Below are 19,675 nucleotides of genomic sequence, written 5' to 3'. Positions count from 1 at the left end.
CGATCGCGGACCGATCGGGCGTCACCGAACTGTCAAGGCTAACATCAGATCCCATCTGTACGGCGGACCGCAGGGGTGGAATCCTCATCTCCTTCGGACGTATTCCTACGCTCGGTAGGGTACTTAACCCCTTCGAACGTCGCGTCCGAGTCGACGGAGCCAACCGGCCCCGTCGAACGCGTTTGCGTTCACATCCGAACCCCCTCATACACTTAAGGGCGTCGGATCGGCGCCCCGCCGGAAACCGCATCCGGCGAGGCAGTGCGCGATCATAGCTGAACGCCCCGAGACGGATAAGGGCAACGGATCGGAAATCGGTTCGAATTCCGACATCGATCGTGCCCCGATCGTCGAGAGAGCGGGTGGATGTGATGTGCCTACCTCCGTGCCAAAGGCCGGAGGGAACGTGGCGACCTGCGCCACGTCGTTCGCATTATCACCAAATGCCGGGTGCATATATAAGGCCGTCGAAGCGAACGCTCATCGAATTCCGGTACCATGGGACGGTTTTCCAACGAACGTCCGGGTTCGATCCGACTTCAATGCTGCGACGAATTCGGCCGTGTTACTGGTTCGTTCCTGTGTCTTTCTCGAGATCGTAGGTGAACGCTTCGAGAACGAGTGTGGCGAGTAGGTCCCGATACGCCGCTACCCGTCACATCGGGCAGGAAGCCGAGCGCAGGATCAACACGATTTAGCGACGGCGCACGAACCCTCGAGTATGGACCGCGAGGGCTTCGTCAAACTCGCCGTCGTCGCGTTCGGGATCGTCTTCCTGAGTTTCGTACTCCGGGGGGTCGGACAGATTCTCGTCGGATTCGAGACCGCGCGACTGCTGTCGGCACCGGTGGCGGTCGGCGGGTTCCTCTTGCTCGTGTACCTGTTCGTGCGCGCAACGTTCGATGCTATCGGCGTCTGGGAAGTGAAGTAGCCGACGGGTCGCAGTCTCTCGTGTGTGCGCGAGCGTTAACGAGCCGCCGAGAGGGAAACCGTTTTTCGACGTCCGCGCCAACCCGAGCACATGAGTATCGACGTCACGGAGATTCAGACCCTCGGACCCGGCGATCGCGCCGCTTTCTTCGACCGCGACGCCGGCATCGAGGAGGTACGCGGGGACGTTCGCGAGATCGTCGATCGCGTGCGCGAGGAGGGCGACGTCGCCGTCCGCGAGTACACGAGCGAGTTCGACGGCGTCGAGGTCGGCAACCTCGAGATCACTGACGAGTGCGAACGGGCTTACGAAGACCTCGAGGACGACCTTCGCGAGGCGATCGAGGACGCCGCAGCGAACGTTCGGGAGTTCCACGAGGCGCAACTCCCGGCGGACTGGCGCGAAGAGTTCGGCGACGGGCGCGAACTCGGACGGCGATTTCGGCCCATCGAGCGAGTCGGCGTCTACGTCCCAGGGGGGTCGGCGGCCTACCCCTCGAGCGCGATCATGGGGGTCGTCCCGGCGGTCGTCGCGGGGGTCGAGCACGTGGCGGTCGTGACCCCGCCCGCGGAGGAGGTAAATCCGGCCACGCTGGCGGCGATCCACGCCGCGGGGGCGGACTCGGTCTACAGCGTCGGCGGCGTACAGGCGATCGCGGGACTGGCGTACGGGACCGAGACGATCACGCGCGTCCAGAAGATCGTCGGGCCGGGCAACAAGTGGGTCACCGCGGCCAAAGCGGAGGTGCGGGGGGACGTCGATATCGACTTCCTCGCGGGGCCGAGCGAAGTGGTCGTGGTCGCGGACGGGACGGCCGATCCGGAGTTCGTGGCTGCCGAACTCGTCGCCCAGGCCGAGCACGACCCGAACGCATCGGTCGTGGCGGTGACGGACGACGAGGAGACCGCGACGGCCGTCGCAGCGGCCGTCGACGAGCAGGCGAGCGCGCGCGAGCGCGAAGACGTGATCCGAGAGGCACTCGACAACGACGCGAGCGGCGTGTTGCTCGCGCGCTCGATGAGCGAGGCGATCCTCTTCACCGAGGAGTACGCACCCGAGCACCTGGCCATCGTCGCGGACGACGAGGAGTCGATCCTCGAGCGAATCGATAGCGCGGGAAGTGTCTTCCTGGGGCCGAACACGCCCGTTGCGGCCGGCGACTACGCCAGCGGGACGAACCACGTGCTCCCGACCAACGGCGAGGCCCGCGTGACGGGCGGGCTCTCGGTCGAGACGTTCCTCCGATCGACGACGGTCCAGCGGCTCTCCCGCGAGGGACTCGAGTCGATCGGCGAGACGATGACGACGCTGGCGGAGGCGGAAGGGCTCGAGGCCCACGCGGAGAGCGTGCGCAAGCGACTGGAGCGGTAGGCGAGAGCTGAAAGATCCCACCATAATCGGCCATAACAAATACCCGGCGGTAACCGAGATCCGTGGTATGGGTAACCCGCTAACGAAGTTCTTCTCCTCGGAATCGGAGTCGGGGTCGGAGTCGGAACCGGAGTCGACGTCTGAAACGGACTCGAAGGCAAGAGAGCGATCTCTTGGGACGGAGGCGAGCCGGACGGCGACCTCGAGTTCGAGTACGGACGCGGGGAACGAGACGGCAACGGCGGACGGAGACGGCCACGCCAGTGTCACGGACGCGACAGCGACCGACGGTGGGGCGACGATGGGAGGCCGGCAAGAGGACGACCGAGCCGAATCGGACACGCTCGGCGGCCGGGATTCGGCCGACGAGAACCTGGACATCGCGACCGACGCCCTCCTCGATACGCTGCCCCAGCCCGCCTTCCTCATCGATACGGAACACCGGATCATCGGCTGGAACCGCGAACTCGAGGTCCTCACGGGTGTCGACCGGGAGGAGGTCCTCGGTGAGACCGACGCCGGGGCCTTCTTTCGCGACGATCGGACGACGACGCTAGCGGACGAGGTCGTCGAGAACCCAAAGAGCGCACATCGGGGGACCGACGCCGAACGCTCCGGCCGTGACCAGCGCGCGTACGAACTCGAGCGCGAACTCGAAAACGCCGCCGGGGAGACGGTTCACGTCCACTCGGTCGCGACGCCGATCTATCAGCGCGACTCCTTCCAGGGCGTGATCCAGCTGGTGCAGGACAACACGGAGGTCATCCGGCGACGCGAGGCGATGGCCGACCTCGTGACGGAGGTCACGGAGAAGGGGCGTACGCTCAACGAGGGTGACCTCTCGGCGCGGGTCGATTATACGGACGAACACGACGTCCTCGACGAGGATATCAAGCGGATCACCGACACGATCAACGAAATCGCGGCCCACGTCGAGACGACGATCCACGGCATCGGCGACGAAGTCGAGGCCCTCTCGGCCGAGGCCGCCGAGATCGCCGAAACTGCGTCCGACGTCGACGAGCAAATCGGCGAGCAGACCGACTCGATCGGGGCGATCGTCGAAGAGATCAGCGACCTCTCGGCGACGATGGAAGAGGTCGCGGCCAGTTCCGACCAGGTGTCGGCCGCCGCGGAACAGGCCCAGGCAGCGGCCGACGACGGGGTCGAGGTCAGCCGCGAAGCCCGCGAGGAGATGGATGAGGTCCTCGAGGCCTCGGAGGAACTCGTCGAGACCGTGACCGAACTCGAGTCGCGGATGGACGAGATCGACGAAGTCATCGAGGTCATCAACGACATCGCGGATCAGACGAACCTGCTCGCGCTGAACGCCAACATCGAGGCGGCCCAGGCCGGCGAGGAGGGCGACGGGTTCGCCGTCGTCGCCAACGAGGTCCAGTCGCTTGCAAGCGAGACGAAAGAACACACCCAGCAGATCTCGAGCCGGGTCGAGGACCTTCACGACCGGACCGAACGAACCGTCGACGTCACCGAGCGAACCAACGGCAGGATCGCGACGGCCAACGAGCAGATCGACGTCGCGATCGAGAACCTCCAGGAGATCGCGGACGCGGTCGACGAGGCCGCCCACGGAATCGACCAGATCGCCGACGCCAACGACGACCAGGCCGCGTCGGTCGAGGAGGTTGCGTCGGAGGCCGACGGCGTGGCCAACGACGCCGACCGGATCGAGGAACGGATCGGCGAAGTGACCGAGCGGACCGCTGCCCAGCGGGACGCCATCGAGGACATGGTCGACTATCTGGAGGAGGTAGCGGACGGGGACGCTGTCGATCGCTCTCGAGGAAGCGAGTTCGAGAGTCGCTAACGGCGAACCGATCCGCTCGCGCGGATCGCCCGAAAGCGCCAGGATCGATGCCCCGCGTTCGACGGGAGTGATACCGAAATCGGTTTCGCCCCGCCGAATAACGGGGCGTCAAAGTTAACATCGTCGCGCCGGAAAGGGAGAGTATGAGCACGGACAGCACGGGCGGTGGAGGGGTCGAGACCCAGCCGGAAATCGAGGTCACCGAGGAGGCGGCAGACCAGGCTCTCGCCCTCCTCGAGAACGAAGGATTGGACGACGGCGAGGCGGGGCTTCGCCTCTTCGTCCAGCAGGGTGGCTGTGCCGGCCTCTCCTACGGGATGCGCTTCGACGACGGTCCCGACGAGGACGACACGATCTACGAACACCACGGGCTACGCGTGTTCGTCGATCCGGCGAGTCTGAAGTATATCGAGGGCAGCATCCTCGATTACGAGTCCGGTCTCCAGGCCGAGGGCTTCCACGTGGAGAACCCCAACGTCGTCAGCGAGTGTGGCTGTGGCGAGTCCTTCCGGACGTAACGTTCGCCACGCCACTCGAGTTTCCACCCGTTCTCTCCTGCCGTTTCCGTCCTACGGGCGGCCCGACGACCCTCTAAAACCGGCGTCGCCTCGACCGATTCAGTCCTCGAGTTCGAAGGCGACGGTGACTTCGGCCTGATACTCCCGTTCGTCCGCCGTGGCGACTTCGACCCCGAGTTCGTCGACTTCTACCCAGTGGACGTTCTGGAGCGTGTCCTCGGCGCGGTCGATAGCGTCGTCTGCCGCGGCGTCGAAGCTTTCCGAACTGGTCCCGATCAGGGTGATCTTCTTGAAAACCATTGCGGTCGTCACTACATGACAGGATAACTTAAAGATACGCCGTGAGTGCGCTCCCATTGCGAGGAGTGAACGTTTTTGTGGATCCGAGTATCACGTTTGCGTATGGCAAACGCCGAGGATTCAGTCGAGGCACCCGACGTCGGAGAGCTGACGCCGCCGGATCGAACGCTGATGGGGCCGGGACCGAGCGACGTCCATCCGCGCGTACTACGGGCGATGAGTACGCCGCTCGTGGGCCACCTCGACCCGTCGTTCGTCGAGATCATGGACGAGGTCCAGGAGCTGTTGCGGTACACGTTCCGGACCGACAACCAGTGGACGATCCCGGTCTCGGGAACGGGGTCGGCGGCGATGGAGGCCGCGATCGGGAACGTCGTTGAACCCGGTGACACGATGCTCGTCCCCACTAACGGCTACTTCGGGGGACGCATGGCGTCGATGGCCCGCCGGGCCGGGGGCGAGGTCGTCGAGGTCGACGCGCCGTGGGGCGAACCTCTCGAGCCGGCCGACGTCTCCGACGCGCTGGCCGAACACGACCCGGACGTCTTCGGGTTCGTCCACGCCGAGACCAGTACGGGTGTACTCCAGCCGAACGTCTCCGAACTCACCGCGGCGGCCCACGACCACGACGCCCTCGTGATCGCCGACACCGTCACCTCGCTGGGGGGCGTGGAACTGCGCGTCGACGACTGGGGCATCGACGTCGCCTACTCCGGCCCGCAGAAGTGTCTCTCCTGCCCGCCGGGCGCGAGCCCCCTCACCCTCTCGGACGAGGCCATGGACAAGGTCCTCTCCCGGGAGACCGACCCGCGCTCGTGGTACCTCGATCTTTCCCTGCTCGAGGGCTACTGGGGCGACGAGCGGGCCTACCACCACACCGCGCCGATCACGAACGTCTACGCGATCCGCGAGGCGCTCCGGCTCGTGGCCGAGGAGGGCATCGAGAACCGGTGGGACCGCCACGAACGCCTCGCCGGCGCGCTGAAAGCCGGCGTCGAGGCGATGGGCCTCGAGATGAACGCCCCCGACGACTACTGGCTGCCGAGCCTGAACGCCGTCCGCGTGCCCGACGGCGTCGACGACGGCGAGGTGTGTGACGCGCTGATCGACCAGTACGACCTCGAGATCGCCAGCGGCCTGGGCGACCTCGAGGGAGAGATCTTCCGCATCGGCTGTATGGGTCACTCCGCGCGGCCCGAGAACGTGATCTACGTGGTGACGGCGCTGGGCGACGTCCTCGAGTCGATGGGCGCGGACGTCGATCCGGGCGCAGGCGTCACTGCGACGCGTCGCGCGCTCGAATAAAAATCGAAGTCGAAGTCGAAGTCGGCCTTTCTACGCCGTTACTCGCGGTCCTGGCGGGGCTCGCTCGACCTGATAGTCGTCTCCGTCGACGACGATGATCGCCCACTCGTAGCTGGGATCGGCACTGGTGAGCCGTTCCTCGAGGTCGTCGGCATCCCCCGCTTGCGCGACGAAACAGTGGAACTCTCCGGACGACGACGATGGAAGTGTCTCCGTCTCGAGTACCGTGTTGACGTGGACGACCTTCCACGCTCGTTCGGCTCTGAACTCCGGTCCGTTACCCTCGACGGTGTATCCGAGCTCTGCGAAAATCGACCTGGCCTGCTCGACGAGTCGCATGTTAACAGGACCCATTCACCTACGGATACACCGGGGGTGAACATAAATCTTCGCCTGTGAACGAGTCAACCGGGACGGTTCGACGGCTGACTACCGAACGTCGGCGAAAAGAGAGGAATTATCGAAGAAAGTCCGTGTTCAGTTCGACAATACCCGATTACTCTCGAGCGGCGCGAGTCGACGCGGATCCGACGACACACGGGCGCGAACGCGGAACTACTCGTGAGCGGCGTCCCACTCGGTCGGTTTGCGGAAGTTCCCACACCGGTTGCACTTGATCCGGCCCATCGCGTCCATGGCGTTATCCAGACTCTCGCAGTTCGAACAGAACCAGCCGTACCGTCGATCCGCGTCCCGCGTCTCGTAGGCGACGAGGAACGGACCTTTCGACCCTCTGTCGCCTTCGGTCTCCGAGACGTAGACCGCGTCACCGTCGTCGGTTTCGGTCCGTTGCATACCCACTCGTATCCGCCGTTCGAATAAAGGGTTGTTCGTCCGACTCGAGTCACGACCCGCCATCGTCGTCCGCCCGTCGTGGGAATCGTTCCTGGCGGTGAATCGACGAGTATGCTACTCTTACCCACGAGTGACGTCGGTACTGAAACCTTTACCCACGCGGAAATCGTTCGGAGACGTAATGACGCTGGTCGTGGTTCCCGTTCGATATCCCCTGACGAAACACTCCCGCAAGACGCTCAAGCGGGCCATAGAGGTCGCACGCGACCGGGACGCGGCGATGACGATCCTACACGTGGACCTCTACCAGAACGGGAAGAAAGTGACGAGAATCGATCTGAAAAACGCGGTCGAACGCGCGTTCGGACCGCTCGACAACGCCAGGTACGTCGTACGAACCGGCTTTCTGGTCGAAGAGAGCATTCTGGACGAGGTCGCTGCAGAGGACGCGGACGTCGTCGTGATCGGCAGCGAGCGCGCGAGCCGACTGCGGCGACTCTTCCGTCGGTTCACGAACAACCCCGACATCGAGGCGTTCCTGCGTGACCATCTCGAGTGCGAGATCATTACGGTCGAGCGACAGCGCGCCTGACGCGTCCGACGCGCCGACCGATCGGTCTCACCGGTCGTCCTCATCCCGCACGACGAACACCGGAACCGAGGCGCTGTCGACGACTCGTTCCGAGACGCTGCCCATCGAGACGACTTTCTCCCGCGGACTCTTGCCGCGCGTCCCGATGACGATCAGGTCGATCCCCTGCTCGTCGGCGTACTCGAGGATCGTCTTCGCGGGCGTTCCCTTGCGGATCTCGCCGACGGCGTCGAGCCCGGCGTTCGCGGCGCGATCTCGGACCTCGGTGATCGCCGCCTCGCCTTCGGACTCGAGGGTCGACTCGACGTCGGCGTCGCCGTCGCTCGCGGCCGCCGTGATACGGCTGTCCACCACGTACAGCGCGTGGACGGTCGCGTCGTTGTCCGCTGCGATCGGGAGCGCGTGCGACAGCGTCTCGGCGACGGTGTCGCTGCCGTCGGTCGGAATGAGGACGTCGTCGTACATCGCGTAAGGGTTGGGCAAAGGGAACCATAAAAACACCCACAAATCCCCCGTTCGCGGGAGTTTCCGGCGACGTTACTCCCCGGGGCCGCTCGAGTCTCCCGACTCGCGCGCTCCGTCGTCGGCTTCCGCTCCCATCGGCGAGCCGTCGGCCGGCGACGCACGGGCGGGTTCGGGACGGCGTTCCGACTCCCGCCCGTCGACCGCCATCCGCGCGACGCCGCTGGTCTCGTCGAACACGTGGTGGCGATGCGGGTAGGCGAACTCGACGTCCGCGTCCGCGAACCGCTCCCGGATCGCTGTCTGGACGCTCGAGCGAACGAGCGCCTGCTTGTAGGGGTTCTTGATCCAGAAGTACAGGACGAGCGAGATTCCGCTGTCGGCGTACTGGTCGATCGTACACACCGGAGCGGCGGCGTACCGCGCGCTCCCGATCCGGATGTCCGGTCCGCCAGAGATAACCTCGTCGACGCTGCGGGCCGCCCGCTCGGCCGCGGTCCGGGCAGTCTCGAGGTCGCTCTCGTAGGTGATGTCGAATCGCACGGAGATCCGGGTCCGTTCGTCCTCCGCGGAGTAGTTGACGACGTCGCGCTGTTGGATCTCGGAGTTCGGGATGACGATGAACGTGTTCTCGAGGGTGAAGATCTTCGTGTACCGGATGGTGATGTCCTCGACGAAGCCACGGTGGCCCTGGTCGACGACCTCGATCATGTCACCGATCTCGTATGGCTGGTCCGCGAGGACGAAAAAGCCGTTTATCAGGCTTCCGACCAGCGGCGCGAGGACGACGGCGATCACGGCCGAGATGACGGTCACCGAGAGGAAGATTTCGCCGCCGCTGACGCCCAGGATGTACGCGACGACGATGAGCGTGACGAGCAGGACGGAGACCCTGACGCCGCGAAGCACCGTTCGCGTGACGCTGGGGCGTTCGATCCGCTGTGCGACCGTCCGCCCCGCCATCCGGACGACGAGTTTCGAGATGAACCAGCCGATCACGAGGACGACGAGCGCGAGGGCGATCTCCTCGAGGCTGGGGAACGAACTGGCGGCTTCGACGAGCCCGTCGGTCGCCTCGGACTCGGTGCCGGCGCCGGGGTCGCCCCCGGACTCCTCTCCCTGGAGGTCGCCGTACATGGGAACACACTCAGTCCCGTGGTGGTTAAGGGTTCTGACCGGTCCGCCGCCGTCGGCGTTATCGTGCCCGTGGCGCTTTCTTCGGCGAAGTATCGCTATCCGACGGGGACAACCCGATTTCGAAAATAGATGCTACTCGGTGTATAATAAATCATTTATCCGTAGGAATCCTACGGCGGCGTATGGCACCAGACGAACTGCGCTCGACGGTCGAGCGCGTTGGGGACCGGTTCAACCTCGGCGAGTACGAAATCGATGCCTATCTCACCGTCCTGGAACAGGGACAGCTCACCGCAAGCGAGATCGCCGACCGGACCGAGATTCCACAGCCCCGCGTCTACGACACGGTCCGCAGCCTCAGCGACCGCGGCCTGGTCGAACTGCGGGAGTCCCGCCCGATGAAAGTCGTCGCGATCGACCCCGCCGAAGCCTTCGACGACGTCCAGAGCTCCTTAGAGCAGATGATCGACGAACTCGAGGCCCGCTACACGGCCCCCGCCCGCGACACGGAGGCGGTGTCGCTGGTCAAGTCCCGATCGACGATCCTGCGGTACTTCGAGGAGGTCATCGACTCCGCGGAGTACGAACTCTCCCTGTCGCTGACGCCGGACCTGCTGACGCGGTTCGAGGACCAACTCGAGGCCGCCGTCGACGCGGGCGTTAGCGTCGACCTGATCGTGACGCCGGCGAGCGAAGCACCCGCTCCCGAGGAGTTCGACTATCTGTCGGTCGCGACGACGGCCCGCGCGCGCCGCGGGATCACGACCCCGGTCGTCGCCGTCGCGGACGGGAACTACTCGGTCTACGCGACCCAGGACGCACTGCGCGACGACCAGGACCGTTATGGGGTCATCTTCAACCGCTCGGCGCTTGGCTTCCTCGTCTCCGGGTTCTTCGGGACCGTCCTCTGGACGACCGCGGAACGCACCCTCGCGGAGGACGGCACCGCGCGGACCTACCCGCGCAAATACGCCTCGATCCGCCGCTGTGTCAAGGACGTCATCGACGAGGGCGGCGAGTTCTACGCGACGATCGAGGGCCGCGACGTCGAGGTCGGCAGCACCCAGATCGTTCGCGGTCGGATCGTCGACGTCTCGTTCGAGGTCAGCGAGGAAGTCGCCAGCATGACCCTCGAGAACGAGGACGGCCGCGAGGTGACCGTCGGCGGCCGCGTCGCCGCGCTCGAGGACCTCGAGGCCCACGAGATCCATATCGGCCGCCACGAACCGCCGACGCTCGAGGAGTAACGCGGCCGTCGTCGGCCACCCCGATTCCCGATCGCCCACGACCGCCCACGACCGCCCCGGGTCGCCAGTTCACAGTCCTCTTTTCGGTTCGATTTTCACCCCCGACAAGAGTGACGGCACGGTAACAGGGCCTTACGCCGATCGGGCCGCTCGCCGTACGGAACGGGTCGGTTCGTGCAAGCCAGTTCGTTAAGCGTCCGAACGGCGTGTAGTTACCCCGGATGGGAGACGAGACCTCAGTCTCAGAACGACGTCGCGAGGGGCCATCCCGCCGCTCGTTCGTGGCCGGGGCGTCAGCGGTCGCCGCGGTCGGAACCACGGCGATCGCCGGCTGTCTCGGCCGGGGTCGCAGCCCGAACACCGTCGTAATGACCGGCGCGACGGACTTCGAGGAGATCCTCCACACCGAGGACGGGGAACCGTCCGTCCAGGAGGCGCTGTGGGACGCCGGCCTCGACGAGGACGTGCGGGTCGAACTCCAGACCGTCGTCAGCGACTCGGTCCAGCGGATGCAGGAGGCACAGTCGACGCTGCAGGCCGGCCGATCGCCCCCCGATATCCACATGATGGACAGCGGGTGGACGATCCCGTTCATCCTGCGCGAACAGACGACCGACCTGAGCGAGGCGTTGCCCGACGACGTGGTGTCCCGGATCGAAGACGACTACCTCGAGGACGCACTCGAGACGGCTCGACACCCCGAGACGGGGAACCTGCACGGCGTTCCGCTGTTCCCCGACTTCGGGCTGATGCTCTACCGGCAAGACCTGATAGAAGACGTCGGCTACGACACCGGCGACTGGGCGACGGAGCCGCCGTCCTGGGAGGAGTTCGCCAATGCGGTTGCTGACGCCAGATCCGAGCAGGGCCTTCAGTACGGGTACACGACGCAGGCGGCGGCTTACGAGGGGTTGGCCTGCTGTACGTTCAACGAGGTGATGACGACCTGGGGCGGCGGCTACTTCGGCGGCGCCGAGAACCTCTTTACCGCCGGCGACCGCCCGATCACGGTCGACGACGAGTCGGTACTCGACGCCATCCGGATGATGCGCGCGTTCGTCCACGGCGACGACGACGAACACGCGCTCGACGGCTACCCCCAGATCAGCCCGTCGGCGATCGTCCAGTGGTCCGAGCAGGAGTCGCTCGGTCCGTTCGCGGACGGCGACGCCGTCGCGCACCGCAACTGGCCGTTCGCGATCGACGAGGCCGGATCGGACGACGCGTTCGGTGAGGACCTGGGCGTCATGACCCAGCCGTACGCCGTCTCGGAGGACGAAGCCGAGTTCGAGGGCGTCGGCGGCACGGCCGCCGCGCTCGGCGGCTGGCACCTCACGCTGAGCCCCTACACCGAACGTGCGGACCTCGCACTCGAGGTCCTCGAGGCGTTCACCCACGAAGACGTCATGCTCACGATCTTCGAACTCCAGGGCTTCTTGCCCCCGAACATCGACTTGGTCGAGGAAGCCGACCCGGACGAGATCGGACCGATCGCGCGATACACGGACCAGATCCAGCTCGCCGGCGAGAACGCGATCTCGCGGCCGGTGACCGACGTCTGGCCGGAACAGTCCGCGTTGATCTTCCAGGAGGTACACGCGGCCTACCGCGGCGCGAAAGCCCCGGAGGCAGCGATGACCGATCTGGCGGATCGGCTCGAGGGCAGCGAACAGGAGGTGGCCGAACAGCATGGCGGCTGATACGGACGAGTCGCCGCTGACGGGCGGGACCGACCACCCGGCCGAGAGCCGCGAGCGGACCGGCAACCCCGTCGTCAACCGGATGGAGAACCTGAGCGAGGCGGCCTACGCCTACCTGTTGCTGATTCCGGCGTTCGCCCTGCTCGCGCTGATCGCGTTCTACCCGCTGATCCGCACCTTCGTCATGTCGCTGCGGGCCGACGAGACGCGGGGTGCGGACCCGCTCGGCGGGTTCGTCGGCATCGAGAACTACGTCGACATCCTCACGGGGAACGCGCGACTCGCCCGGCAGTTCGTCGACGTTTCGCTGTCGACCTCGTTCCCGTTCGTCGAACTCGGCGTGCCCTTGCTCCAGCAGGCGCTTTTCGTGACGCTTGGCTTTGCCGTGATCAGCGTGATCTTCGAGACGGTGATCGGCTTCGGGCAGGCGTACGTCCTGGACCAGGACTTCCGGGGCCGGCGGTGGGTCCGGGTGGCGATCATCCTCCCGTGGGCCGTGCCGATCGTGATCCAGGGGATGATCTTCTTCCTGCTGTTCCAGCCGGAGGTCGGATTCGGGACGGACGTGATGCAGTGGCTCGGCGTCTTCGGCGCGGATCCGTTAGCCGACAGCCGGGACGCGTTCGTCATCATCCTGATCGCCGACATCTGGAAGTCCGCGGCGTTCATGGCGCTGCTGATCCTGGCGGGGCTACAGAGCGTCGACCGGAGCCTCTACGACGTCGCGCGCGTCGCGGGCGCGTCGCCGTGGCAGCGGTTCAAGATGATCACCCTGCCGCTGGTGATGCCGGCACTGCTCGTCGCGATGTTGTTCCGGACGATGGACGCGATGCGGGTCTACGGGCTGATCGAGTCGACGGCCGGCTGTACGACGGTCCCGTCGCTGACCTGCCTGGTCGTCGAGGCGATGTTCGGCGGCACCCGCATCTTCGCGACCGCCGCCGCGGTGGCGTTCGCCACCGCGCTGGTGATCGGACTGATCATCTCGGTGTACGTGTTCTTCTTCCGCGACACCGAGGGAGGGCTCTACTGATGAGCGACGACCACGAGACCACGGAATCGACCGAATCGGACGGTAACAGCGACGACCCGCTCGCCGAACGATGGCGGCAGGCTCGACGGATCACCGACGGCGGACAGCCCGCCGAACGCGGACGAGAGCGGGACCAGGACGCGCCCCACGCCTTCCTCCTCGAGGACGAGGACGACGCCGAACTCGATCGCGGCCCGTTCCAGCAGTGGGTCGCGACCTCGATCAGCAACCCCAAACGGGCCTACCGGGCGATGTTCTACACGGCGACGATCTTCTTCCTGCTGACGACGCTGTTTCCCTTCTACTGGCTGCTCATGGTCGCGCTGACCCCTGAAGGGCAACAGCAGGACATCATCCTCACACCCAACGGGTTCAATCCCGGAGCGTTCATCGAGGTCTTCCAGACGCTGCCGTTCCACTGGTACATGTTCAATAGCTTCGTGATCGCGACCGCCTCGACGGTCGTCGTGCTGGTCGTCGCCAGCCTCGCCGGCTACGCGTTCGGCCGCCTCGAATTCCCCGGGAAGACGCCGCTGATGTTGCTCGTGTTGATCATCTCGTTTTTCCCGCCGGCGGCCTTCTTCATCCCGCTGAACGACCTGTTCAACACGCAGTTTTTCGCCCTCGAGCCGATCACCGGCGACGGCACCCTCTACAACACGCCCGGCGCGATGGTCCTGCCGCTGTCGGCGATCTTCATGCCGCTGGCGATCTTCATCCTGACGACGTTCTACGCGCAGATCCCCGACGGCCTCGAGGACGCCGCCAGGGTCGAGGGGACCACCCGACTCGGCGCGCTGTTCCGGGTCATCATCCCGCTGTCGGCCCCCGGGGTCGCGACCGCGGGCGTGTTGACCTTCATCGCCGTCTACAACGAGTTCTTCTTCTCGTTCCTGATGACCGACGGCCAACCGGAGAACTGGGCCCCGATCCTCGAGGGCATCCTGGGTTACCAGGGCCAGTACGAGGTGATGTACCACCTGATGGCCGCCTCGAGCATCATCGGAGTGATCCCGGTCGCGATCCTCGTGATCGTGGCCCAGGAGAAGATCGTGAGCGGACTGACCGCAGGCGCACTCAAAGAGTAATCCATGGCACGAGTTAGACTCGAACACATCACGAAACGCTACGAAGACGTCACCGCAGTCGACGACGTCAGCCTCGAGGTGGCGGACGGGGAGTTCGTTACCTTCGTCGGCCCCTCGGGCTGTGGGAAGTCGACGACGATGGAAACGGTCGCCGGCCTGACGCGCCCGAGCGAGGGCAACGTTTACATCGGCGACGACGAGGTCACGAACCTCGCGCCGAAGGATCGCGGGGTCGCGATGGTCTTCCAGAACATCGCGCTGTTTCCCCACATGGACGTCTTCGAGAACATCTCGTTCGGCCTCCGGCTGCGGACCTACGACGACGAGGAGATCCGACGCCGGGTCGAACAGGCCGCCGACGTCGTCCAGCTCGAGGGAATGCTCGATCGGATGCCCGACGAACTCTCGGGCGGACAGCGCCAGCGGGTGGCCATCGCCCGTGCGATCGTTCGCAATCCGGACGTGTTCCTGATGGACGAGCCGCTTGCCAACTTAGACGCGAAGCTCCGGGTCCACATGCGGACGGAACTCCAGCGGTTGCACCGCGAACTCGGGACGACGATCATCTACGTCACCCACGACCAGGCCGAGGCGATGACCATGTCCGACCGGATCGCCGTCCTGAACGAGGGGCGACTCCAGCAGATCGCGCCGCCGCTTACCTGCTACAACGAGCCCGCGAACCGCTTCGTCGCGGGCTTTATCGGCTCGCCCTCGATGAACTTCGCCGACGGCGAACTCGTCGCCGACGGCCTCGAGACCGACAACTTCCGGGTGGACCTCGATCCGGGCGAGGTTCCGGGCGTGACCGTCGGCGACGCCGTCACCCTGGGCGTCAGACCCGAGGACGTCCACATCGCGTCGGCCGCGGGAGACCTCCCCGCGGTGACCGCACCGATCGAGGCCCGAACGGACGTCCTCGAGCCGATGGGTGACGAGGTCTTCGTCTACCTCCTGCTGGCCGAGGAAGCCGGCCGCTCGATGGCCGAGGACCCGGCTACCGCATCCGATCAGCTGTTGATGAGCGTCACCCCCGATACCGAGGTCCACGAGGAACAGGACCTCGAGGTCGTCCTCGATCGCTCGAAGCTCCACCTCTTCGACTCGGCGAGCGGCGAGGCGTTACGGCACGGACTGGTCGAGCGGTCCGAGCCCGAGTCGGGGGAGACGTCGAAAGCGGGCTGATCACTTCCCCGCGACCCCGGTTGTCGGCGACGGAACAAAGTCGATCGAGTCCAAGATTCGATATAGCGATTAGCAGTGTAGAGACTCGAAAGTGAACGCGGAACACAGAGGAATGACAAGCGATCGAACGGACATCAGAACGGGCATCGTCGGCCTCGGTAACATCGGACAGTACCACGCCGAGCGGTTGGTCGATCTGGGCGTGCCGCTGGTCGGCGGCATGGACGTCGCCGCCGACGCCCGGACGCGGTTCGCGCGACGGTACGACGTCGACGTCTACGAGGACCACCGGGATCTGTACGACACGCTCGACGCCGTCGTCATTACGACGCCGAACAAGTACCACGAGGAGTACGCGATCGACGCGTTCGAACACGACCTGCACGTGCTCCTCGAGAAGCCGCTGGCTCACTCGATGGAAAGCGCCGAGCGAATCGCCGAGGCGGCACGGGAGGCCGACGGTCACTGTATGGTGGGATTCAACAACCGCTTCGCCAACGCGGTCCGGATCGTCAAGAACCGCCTCGACCGCGGCGATCTCGGCGAGGTTTCACACGTCGAGGCGAACTACGTCCGACGCCGGGGCATCCCGGGCCGTGGGTCGTGGTTCACCCGACGCCAGATCGCCGGCGGCGGCGCACTCATCGATCTGGGCGTCCACGCGATCGACCTCGCGATGTATCTGCTCGACTACCCCGAGGTCACGGAAGTCAGCGGGATCGCCCGCAGCGAGTTCGGCTCCCGCGAGGAGTACGCGTACCTCGACATGTGGGCCGACGACGCGGGACCGGCGGGGTTCGACGTCGACGACTCCGCCAGCGCGTTCGTCCGCTGTGCGGACGACCAGTCGATCTCGCTTGAGGTCGCGTGGGCGACCAACCGGCCCGCGAACCACGAGTTCGTCGTCCGGGGCACCGAATCCGCCGCCCGGTTCGACCTGCTCGAGGGCGATCTCTCCTTTTACTCCGCGAGCAAAGTCGGCCCGGACCACCTCGAGGATACGTCGATCCAGACGCGCCAGAACGACACGCACACGGACGAACAGCAGACGTTCTTCGACCGTATCGCCGCGGACGACCCCGACGACGACAGCGTCGAGCAGGCGCTGGCCGTCCAGCGGATCGTCGACGCCATCTACCGCTCGAGCGAGGAGGGCCGAACGATTCCGATCGACGAGTGACCGACTCGCGGGAGAGGGTCCGCGTGCCACCGTTTTATTGAAACTGGGGGCGTTCGTCGATCCATGGAGATCGGCGTTCACACCCCACCGCTCGCGGATGAAACGCTCGCCGACGCCCTGGCCTATCTCGACGACCTGGGCGTCGACGCGATCGAGCCCGGCGTGGGCGGCCACCCGGGAGAGGACCACCTCCCCCGGGCCGAGTACCTCGACGACGAGGACGCCCAGGCGGAGGTCCGGGACCTGCTGGACGACCACGACATGCGGATCAGTGCGCTCGCGACCCACAATAACCCGTTACATCCCGACGACGAGCGGGCCGAGGATGCCGACACCGAACTCCGTGAGGCGATCCGACTGGCCGACCAACTCGAGGTCGGAGTCGTCACCTGCTTCTCCGGGCTCCCGGCCGGCGGCCCGAACGACGAGGTCCCCAACTGGATCACCGCGCCCTGGCCGCCCGAACACGCCGACGCCCTCGAGTATCAGTGGGAAACCGCCATCGACTACTGGTCGGATCTGGCCGCGTTCGCCGACGAACACGGGGTCGACGTCGCGATCGAGATGCACCCGAACATGCTCGTCTACGAACCCCACGGGATGGCCCGACTGCGCGATGAGACGGGCGAGCGGGTCGGGGCGAACTTCGACCCGTCACATCTCTACTGGCAGGGGATCTCCGTCCCCGACGCGATCCGCTATCTGGGCGAACGAGACGCCATCCATCACGTCCACGCGAAGGACACGCGGATCTACGAGGCGATGGCCCGCGAGAAGGGCGTTCTCGATACGACCGGCTACGACGACGAACCCAACCGCTCGTGGCTGTTCCGCTCGGTCGGCTATGGCCACGACGAATCCCACTGGAAGGACCTCGTCTCGACCCTGCGGATGGTCGGCTACGACGACACGCTGAGCATCGAACACGAGGACTCGCTGACGAGTTCGCGGGAAGGCCTCGAGAAGGCGATCGAACTGCTCGACCGGGTCGTCTTCGAGACCCAGCCTGGCGAGGCCTACTGGGCCGAGTGACCGGCGGATTCGGGGCTCTTACTCCAGAACCCGGTCGGCGAGGGGACTCTCGTCGGAACCTGATTCGTGGACGTCGACGCGGCCGTCGCCGTGGACGACAACGTCGTAGCCTTCGTACTCGAGCGCGACGATGGCCTGGCGCTGGCCGGTCGCGTGAGACGTTCGAAAGAGCGAGTCGAGCGCTTCCGGGTTGACGACCGAATACAGGGGTTCGTACTCCGGGGGCTCGATCTCGGTAGGGTCGACGCCTTCGTGGGCGGCGATCGCTTCGACGATGGCCTGTGAAGGGGGCACCTCTCCGCTCGGCGTCGACGTATCTCCGGGAGAGGACATGTCCCGAACTAACAGATTCATGCAGATAAGAATGGTGCCCAATATCCTGACAATAGGGTCGATGGGGCACGCTGCGGTGATGTTACCGAAAGCAGTTACTGATTTTATACAGGACACTGGAAACTCCTGCCGGCCGGACCGCGAACCCCTGCGATCGGGCCGGGAAGCCGGTACAGCAGACCGAATCAGTCACGCGCCCGCTCGAACGTCTCGATCGCGAGTTCCCGACGCTCCCCGTGATCGACGATCGGTGCCGGATACTCCGGAGCGATACGCTCCCGTTCTGCATCGGAGAGCGAACCCCAGTCGTGGATCTCGTCCGCCGACGCGTCCCGCAGTTCCGACACGTACTCGCGGATGTACTCCGCGTCTGGGTCGTAGTCCTGACCCTGTTTGGTCGGATTGAAGACCCGGAAGTACGGCTGGGCGTCCATCCCCGTCGAGGCGGCCCACTGCCAGCCGCCGACGTCGTTTGCCGTGTCGTGATCGGCGAGGTTGTACCGGAACCAGTCGTACCCCTTCCGCCAGTCGACGAGGAGATCCTTGGTCAGGAACGCGGCGACGATCATCCGGACGCGGTTGTGGACCCACCCGTCCTCGCGAAGCTGTCGCATTCCGGCGTCGACGATCGGGTAGCCGGTCTTCCCGGCCTTCCAGGCGTCGAACTCGTCGGGATCGTTCCGCCAGTCGATCTCGCCCGTCGCGTCGCTGAAGTTCTCGGAGACGATCTCCGGGTTGAACGCCAGCACGTGGGCGTAAAACTCCCTGAACGCGAGCTGCCGACGAAACGCCGTCACTCCCTCGCGCTCGTCGTTGCTCGAGGCTCGGTCCATAGCTCGCTCGGTCGCGGCGTAGACCGCCCGCGGGCCGACGGTTCCCCACTTGTAGTGGACCGAGAGCCGCGAGGTCGCCCCCGCAGCCGGGTAGTCGCGGCGCTCGTCGTACTCGTAGATCGGCCCCCCACAGAACGACGCGACGCGTTCGCGGGCCGCCGCCTGAGTCACTGGCCGGGTCGACGCCGCCGGCTCGTCGAACCCGAGGTCCCCGAGCGAGGGCAGTGGCTCGGTGCCGTCGTCGCCGTGCAGGTCCACGAGGTCGTCCGCAGCCGGCGGCTCGACGGGCGCGGGCTTCTCCCGGTCACGCCACTTCTTCCAGAAATAGGAGAAGACGGAGTAGTGATCCCCCTGGTTTGGCGTGATCGAGCCCGGTTCGTGAATGATCGAATCGTGGACCGTCTCCGTTTCGACCCCCTGGTCCTCGAGCGCGGCGGTGACGGCGCGGTCCCGTTCGGCGGCGAGTCCGCTGTAGTCCTCGCCCCAGGTGACGGTCTCGGCGTCGTGCTCGGCCGCGACTCGGGGGACGACCTCGCTGGCCTCACCACGGAAAACGAGGAGGTCGCTGCCCAACTCGCGGTACCGGTCGCGAAGCCCCTCCAGCGCCTCGAGGAGACAGGAAACCCGGACCGGCGACGCGTGTTCGAGGACGGTCGGATCGAGGACGAACAGGGGGACGACGTGGGCGTCCTCACGCTTTCCCTCGTCCTCGCTGCATCCCATCGCCGCGGCCCGTCCCAGCCCGCGATTGTCCCGTACCCGCAGATCCCTGCGGTGCCAGTGAACGATCATACCGGATCTGACC

The 19,675-nt window shown here is 65.8% G+C and carries 20 protein-coding genes; 13 read left to right on the top strand and 7 right to left on the bottom strand.

Annotated elements, in window-relative coordinates; genetic code table 11:
• Positions 1-721: 721 nt before the first annotated feature.
• The 4 genes from BM113_RS08995 (at position 722) to BM113_RS08980 (ending at position 4,648) form a co-directional block, all read left to right on the top strand.
• Positions 722-931, top strand: a complete 210-nt coding sequence (locus BM113_RS08995) for a hypothetical protein (protein WP_089787202.1) — start codon at positions 722-724, stop codon at positions 929-931.
• Between the two features lie 90 nt (positions 932-1,021).
• Positions 1,022-2,302, top strand: a complete 1,281-nt coding sequence (hisD, locus tag BM113_RS08990) for a histidinol dehydrogenase (RefSeq protein ID WP_089787200.1) — start codon at positions 1,022-1,024, stop codon at positions 2,300-2,302.
• Positions 2,303-2,369: 67 nt separating this feature from the next.
• Entirely contained in the window at positions 2,370-4,130 is a 1,761-nt protein-coding gene (locus tag BM113_RS08985; protein WP_089787198.1) for a methyl-accepting chemotaxis protein, read from the top strand.
• Positions 4,131-4,273: 143 nt separating this feature from the next.
• Positions 4,274-4,648 (top strand): HesB/IscA family protein, encoded by a 375-nt coding sequence (locus BM113_RS08980; RefSeq protein WP_007142996.1) that lies wholly within the window; start codon positions 4,274-4,276, stop codon positions 4,646-4,648.
• Between the two features lie 99 nt (positions 4,649-4,747).
• On the opposite strand, the gene BM113_RS08975 is transcribed toward BM113_RS08980, so the two are convergent.
• Entirely contained in the window at positions 4,748-4,948 is a 201-nt protein-coding gene (locus BM113_RS08975) for a dodecin (RefSeq protein WP_007142995.1), read from the bottom strand.
• 102 nt (positions 4,949-5,050) lie between these two features.
• On the opposite strand from BM113_RS08975, the gene BM113_RS08970 reads away from it, so the two are divergent.
• Entirely contained in the window at positions 5,051-6,253 is a 1,203-nt protein-coding gene (locus tag BM113_RS08970) for a pyridoxal-phosphate-dependent aminotransferase family protein (RefSeq protein WP_089787196.1), read from the top strand.
• Positions 6,254-6,283: 30 nt separating this feature from the next.
• On the opposite strand, the gene BM113_RS08965 is transcribed toward BM113_RS08970, so the two are convergent.
• Both BM113_RS08965 and BM113_RS08960 read right to left on the bottom strand, forming a co-directional pair.
• A complete protein-coding gene (locus BM113_RS08965; protein ID WP_089787194.1) occupies positions 6,284-6,592 on the bottom strand; it encodes a DUF7116 family protein in 309 nt (102 codons plus the stop codon).
• A 216-nt stretch (positions 6,593-6,808) separates the two neighbouring features.
• Positions 6,809-7,048 carry a DUF5816 domain-containing protein gene (locus BM113_RS08960; RefSeq protein WP_007142992.1) on the bottom strand — a complete coding sequence of 80 codons (240 nt, stop codon included), beginning with the start codon at positions 7,046-7,048 and terminating at the stop codon, positions 6,809-6,811.
• A gap of 181 nt (positions 7,049-7,229) precedes the next feature.
• Between BM113_RS08960 and BM113_RS08955 the strand changes: the two genes are divergently transcribed.
• Positions 7,230-7,640 carry a universal stress protein gene (locus BM113_RS08955; protein WP_089787192.1) on the top strand — a complete coding sequence of 137 codons (411 nt, stop codon included), beginning with the start codon at positions 7,230-7,232 and terminating at the stop codon, positions 7,638-7,640.
• Positions 7,641-7,667: 27 nt separating this feature from the next.
• Here BM113_RS08955 and BM113_RS08950 read toward each other — a convergent pair whose 3' ends face one another.
• Together BM113_RS08950 and BM113_RS08945 are read right to left on the bottom strand one after the other, a co-directional pair.
• Positions 7,668-8,105: a universal stress protein gene (locus BM113_RS08950; protein WP_089787189.1), complete on the bottom strand. Its 438-nt coding sequence runs from the start codon at positions 8,103-8,105 to the stop codon at positions 7,668-7,670.
• A gap of 72 nt (positions 8,106-8,177) precedes the next feature.
• Positions 8,178-9,239, bottom strand: coding sequence for a mechanosensitive ion channel family protein (locus BM113_RS08945; protein WP_089787188.1), 1,062 nt, complete (start codon positions 9,237-9,239; stop codon positions 8,178-8,180).
• Positions 9,240-9,421: 182 nt separating this feature from the next.
• Between BM113_RS08945 and trmB the strand changes: the two genes are divergently transcribed.
• The 7 genes from trmB (at position 9,422) to BM113_RS08910 (ending at position 17,704) form a co-directional block, all read left to right on the top strand.
• A complete protein-coding gene (gene trmB, locus BM113_RS08940; protein WP_089787186.1) occupies positions 9,422-10,486 on the top strand; it encodes an HTH-type sugar sensing transcriptional regulator TrmB in 1,065 nt (354 codons plus the stop codon).
• Between the two features lie 221 nt (positions 10,487-10,707).
• Positions 10,708-12,186, top strand: coding sequence for an extracellular solute-binding protein (locus BM113_RS08935; RefSeq protein ID WP_089787184.1), 1,479 nt, complete (start codon positions 10,708-10,710; stop codon positions 12,184-12,186).
• Positions 12,176-13,219 (top strand): carbohydrate ABC transporter permease, encoded by a 1,044-nt coding sequence (locus BM113_RS08930; protein ID WP_089787182.1) that lies wholly within the window; start codon positions 12,176-12,178, stop codon positions 13,217-13,219. Before BM113_RS08935 ends, BM113_RS08930 begins: the two co-directional genes overlap by 11 nt.
• Entirely contained in the window at positions 13,219-14,307 is a 1,089-nt protein-coding gene (locus BM113_RS08925) for a carbohydrate ABC transporter permease (RefSeq protein WP_089787180.1), read from the top strand. The genes BM113_RS08930 and BM113_RS08925 overlap by 1 nt, the downstream gene beginning before the upstream one ends.
• Before the next feature lie 3 nt (positions 14,308-14,310).
• Complete coding sequence (locus BM113_RS08920; RefSeq protein ID WP_089787178.1) at positions 14,311-15,492, top strand: ABC transporter ATP-binding protein; 1,182 nt, start codon at positions 14,311-14,313, stop codon at positions 15,490-15,492.
• A 112-nt stretch (positions 15,493-15,604) separates the two neighbouring features.
• Positions 15,605-16,672, top strand: a complete 1,068-nt coding sequence (locus BM113_RS08915; RefSeq protein WP_089787176.1) for a Gfo/Idh/MocA family protein — start codon at positions 15,605-15,607, stop codon at positions 16,670-16,672.
• A gap of 63 nt (positions 16,673-16,735) precedes the next feature.
• On the top strand, positions 16,736-17,704 hold the full coding sequence (locus tag BM113_RS08910; protein ID WP_089787174.1) for a sugar phosphate isomerase/epimerase family protein: 969 nt from the start codon (positions 16,736-16,738) through the stop codon (positions 17,702-17,704).
• 18 nt (positions 17,705-17,722) lie between these two features.
• Here BM113_RS08910 and BM113_RS08905 read toward each other — a convergent pair whose 3' ends face one another.
• Positions 17,723-18,037 (bottom strand): HalOD1 output domain-containing protein, encoded by a 315-nt coding sequence (locus BM113_RS08905; RefSeq protein WP_089787171.1) that lies wholly within the window; start codon positions 18,035-18,037, stop codon positions 17,723-17,725.
• A gap of 185 nt (positions 18,038-18,222) precedes the next feature.
• On the bottom strand, positions 18,223-19,662 hold the full coding sequence (locus BM113_RS08900) for a cryptochrome/photolyase family protein (RefSeq protein WP_089787169.1): 1,440 nt from the start codon (positions 19,660-19,662) through the stop codon (positions 18,223-18,225).
• Positions 19,663-19,675: the final 13 nt, after the last annotated feature.

The organism is Natronobacterium haloterrestre (genome assembly GCF_900112205.1).
Taxonomy (GTDB): Archaea; Halobacteriota; Halobacteria; order Halobacteriales; family Natrialbaceae; genus Natronobacterium; species Natronobacterium haloterrestre.
This window is presented reverse-complemented; position numbering and strand designations above follow the sequence as displayed.

Bases quoted from the DNA above. Each gene is read 5' to 3' on its own strand.
- BM113_RS08995 (WP_089787202.1), top strand. From the start codon at position 722: ATGGACCGCGAGGGCTTCGTCAAACTCGCCGTCGTCGCGTTCGGGATC.
- hisD (WP_089787200.1), top strand. From the start codon at position 1,022: ATGAGTATCGACGTCACGGAGATTCAGACCCTCGGACCCGGCGATCGC.
- BM113_RS08985 (WP_089787198.1), top strand. From the start codon at position 2,370: ATGGGTAACCCGCTAACGAAGTTCTTCTCCTCGGAATCGGAGTCGGGG.
- BM113_RS08980 (WP_007142996.1), top strand. From the start codon at position 4,274: ATGAGCACGGACAGCACGGGCGGTGGAGGGGTCGAGACCCAGCCGGAA.
- BM113_RS08975 (WP_007142995.1), bottom strand. From the start codon at position 4,948: ATGGTTTTCAAGAAGATCACCCTGATCGGGACCAGTTCGGAAAGCTTC.
- BM113_RS08970 (WP_089787196.1), top strand. From the start codon at position 5,051: ATGGCAAACGCCGAGGATTCAGTCGAGGCACCCGACGTCGGAGAGCTG.
- BM113_RS08965 (WP_089787194.1), bottom strand. From the start codon at position 6,592: ATGCGACTCGTCGAGCAGGCCAGGTCGATTTTCGCAGAGCTCGGATAC.
- BM113_RS08960 (WP_007142992.1), bottom strand. From the start codon at position 7,048: ATGCAACGGACCGAAACCGACGACGGTGACGCGGTCTACGTCTCGGAG.
- BM113_RS08955 (WP_089787192.1), top strand. From the start codon at position 7,230: ATGACGCTGGTCGTGGTTCCCGTTCGATATCCCCTGACGAAACACTCC.
- BM113_RS08950 (WP_089787189.1), bottom strand. From the start codon at position 8,105: ATGTACGACGACGTCCTCATTCCGACCGACGGCAGCGACACCGTCGCC.
- BM113_RS08945 (WP_089787188.1), bottom strand. From the start codon at position 9,239: ATGTACGGCGACCTCCAGGGAGAGGAGTCCGGGGGCGACCCCGGCGCC.
- trmB (WP_089787186.1), top strand. From the start codon at position 9,422: ATGGCACCAGACGAACTGCGCTCGACGGTCGAGCGCGTTGGGGACCGG.
- BM113_RS08935 (WP_089787184.1), top strand. From the start codon at position 10,708: ATGGGAGACGAGACCTCAGTCTCAGAACGACGTCGCGAGGGGCCATCC.
- BM113_RS08930 (WP_089787182.1), top strand. From the start codon at position 12,176: ATGGCGGCTGATACGGACGAGTCGCCGCTGACGGGCGGGACCGACCAC.
- BM113_RS08925 (WP_089787180.1), top strand. From the start codon at position 13,219: ATGAGCGACGACCACGAGACCACGGAATCGACCGAATCGGACGGTAAC.
- BM113_RS08920 (WP_089787178.1), top strand. From the start codon at position 14,311: ATGGCACGAGTTAGACTCGAACACATCACGAAACGCTACGAAGACGTC.
- BM113_RS08915 (WP_089787176.1), top strand. From the start codon at position 15,605: ATGACAAGCGATCGAACGGACATCAGAACGGGCATCGTCGGCCTCGGT.
- BM113_RS08910 (WP_089787174.1), top strand. From the start codon at position 16,736: ATGGAGATCGGCGTTCACACCCCACCGCTCGCGGATGAAACGCTCGCC.
- BM113_RS08905 (WP_089787171.1), bottom strand. From the start codon at position 18,037: ATGTCCTCTCCCGGAGATACGTCGACGCCGAGCGGAGAGGTGCCCCCT.
- BM113_RS08900 (WP_089787169.1), bottom strand. From the start codon at position 19,662: ATGATCGTTCACTGGCACCGCAGGGATCTGCGGGTACGGGACAATCGC.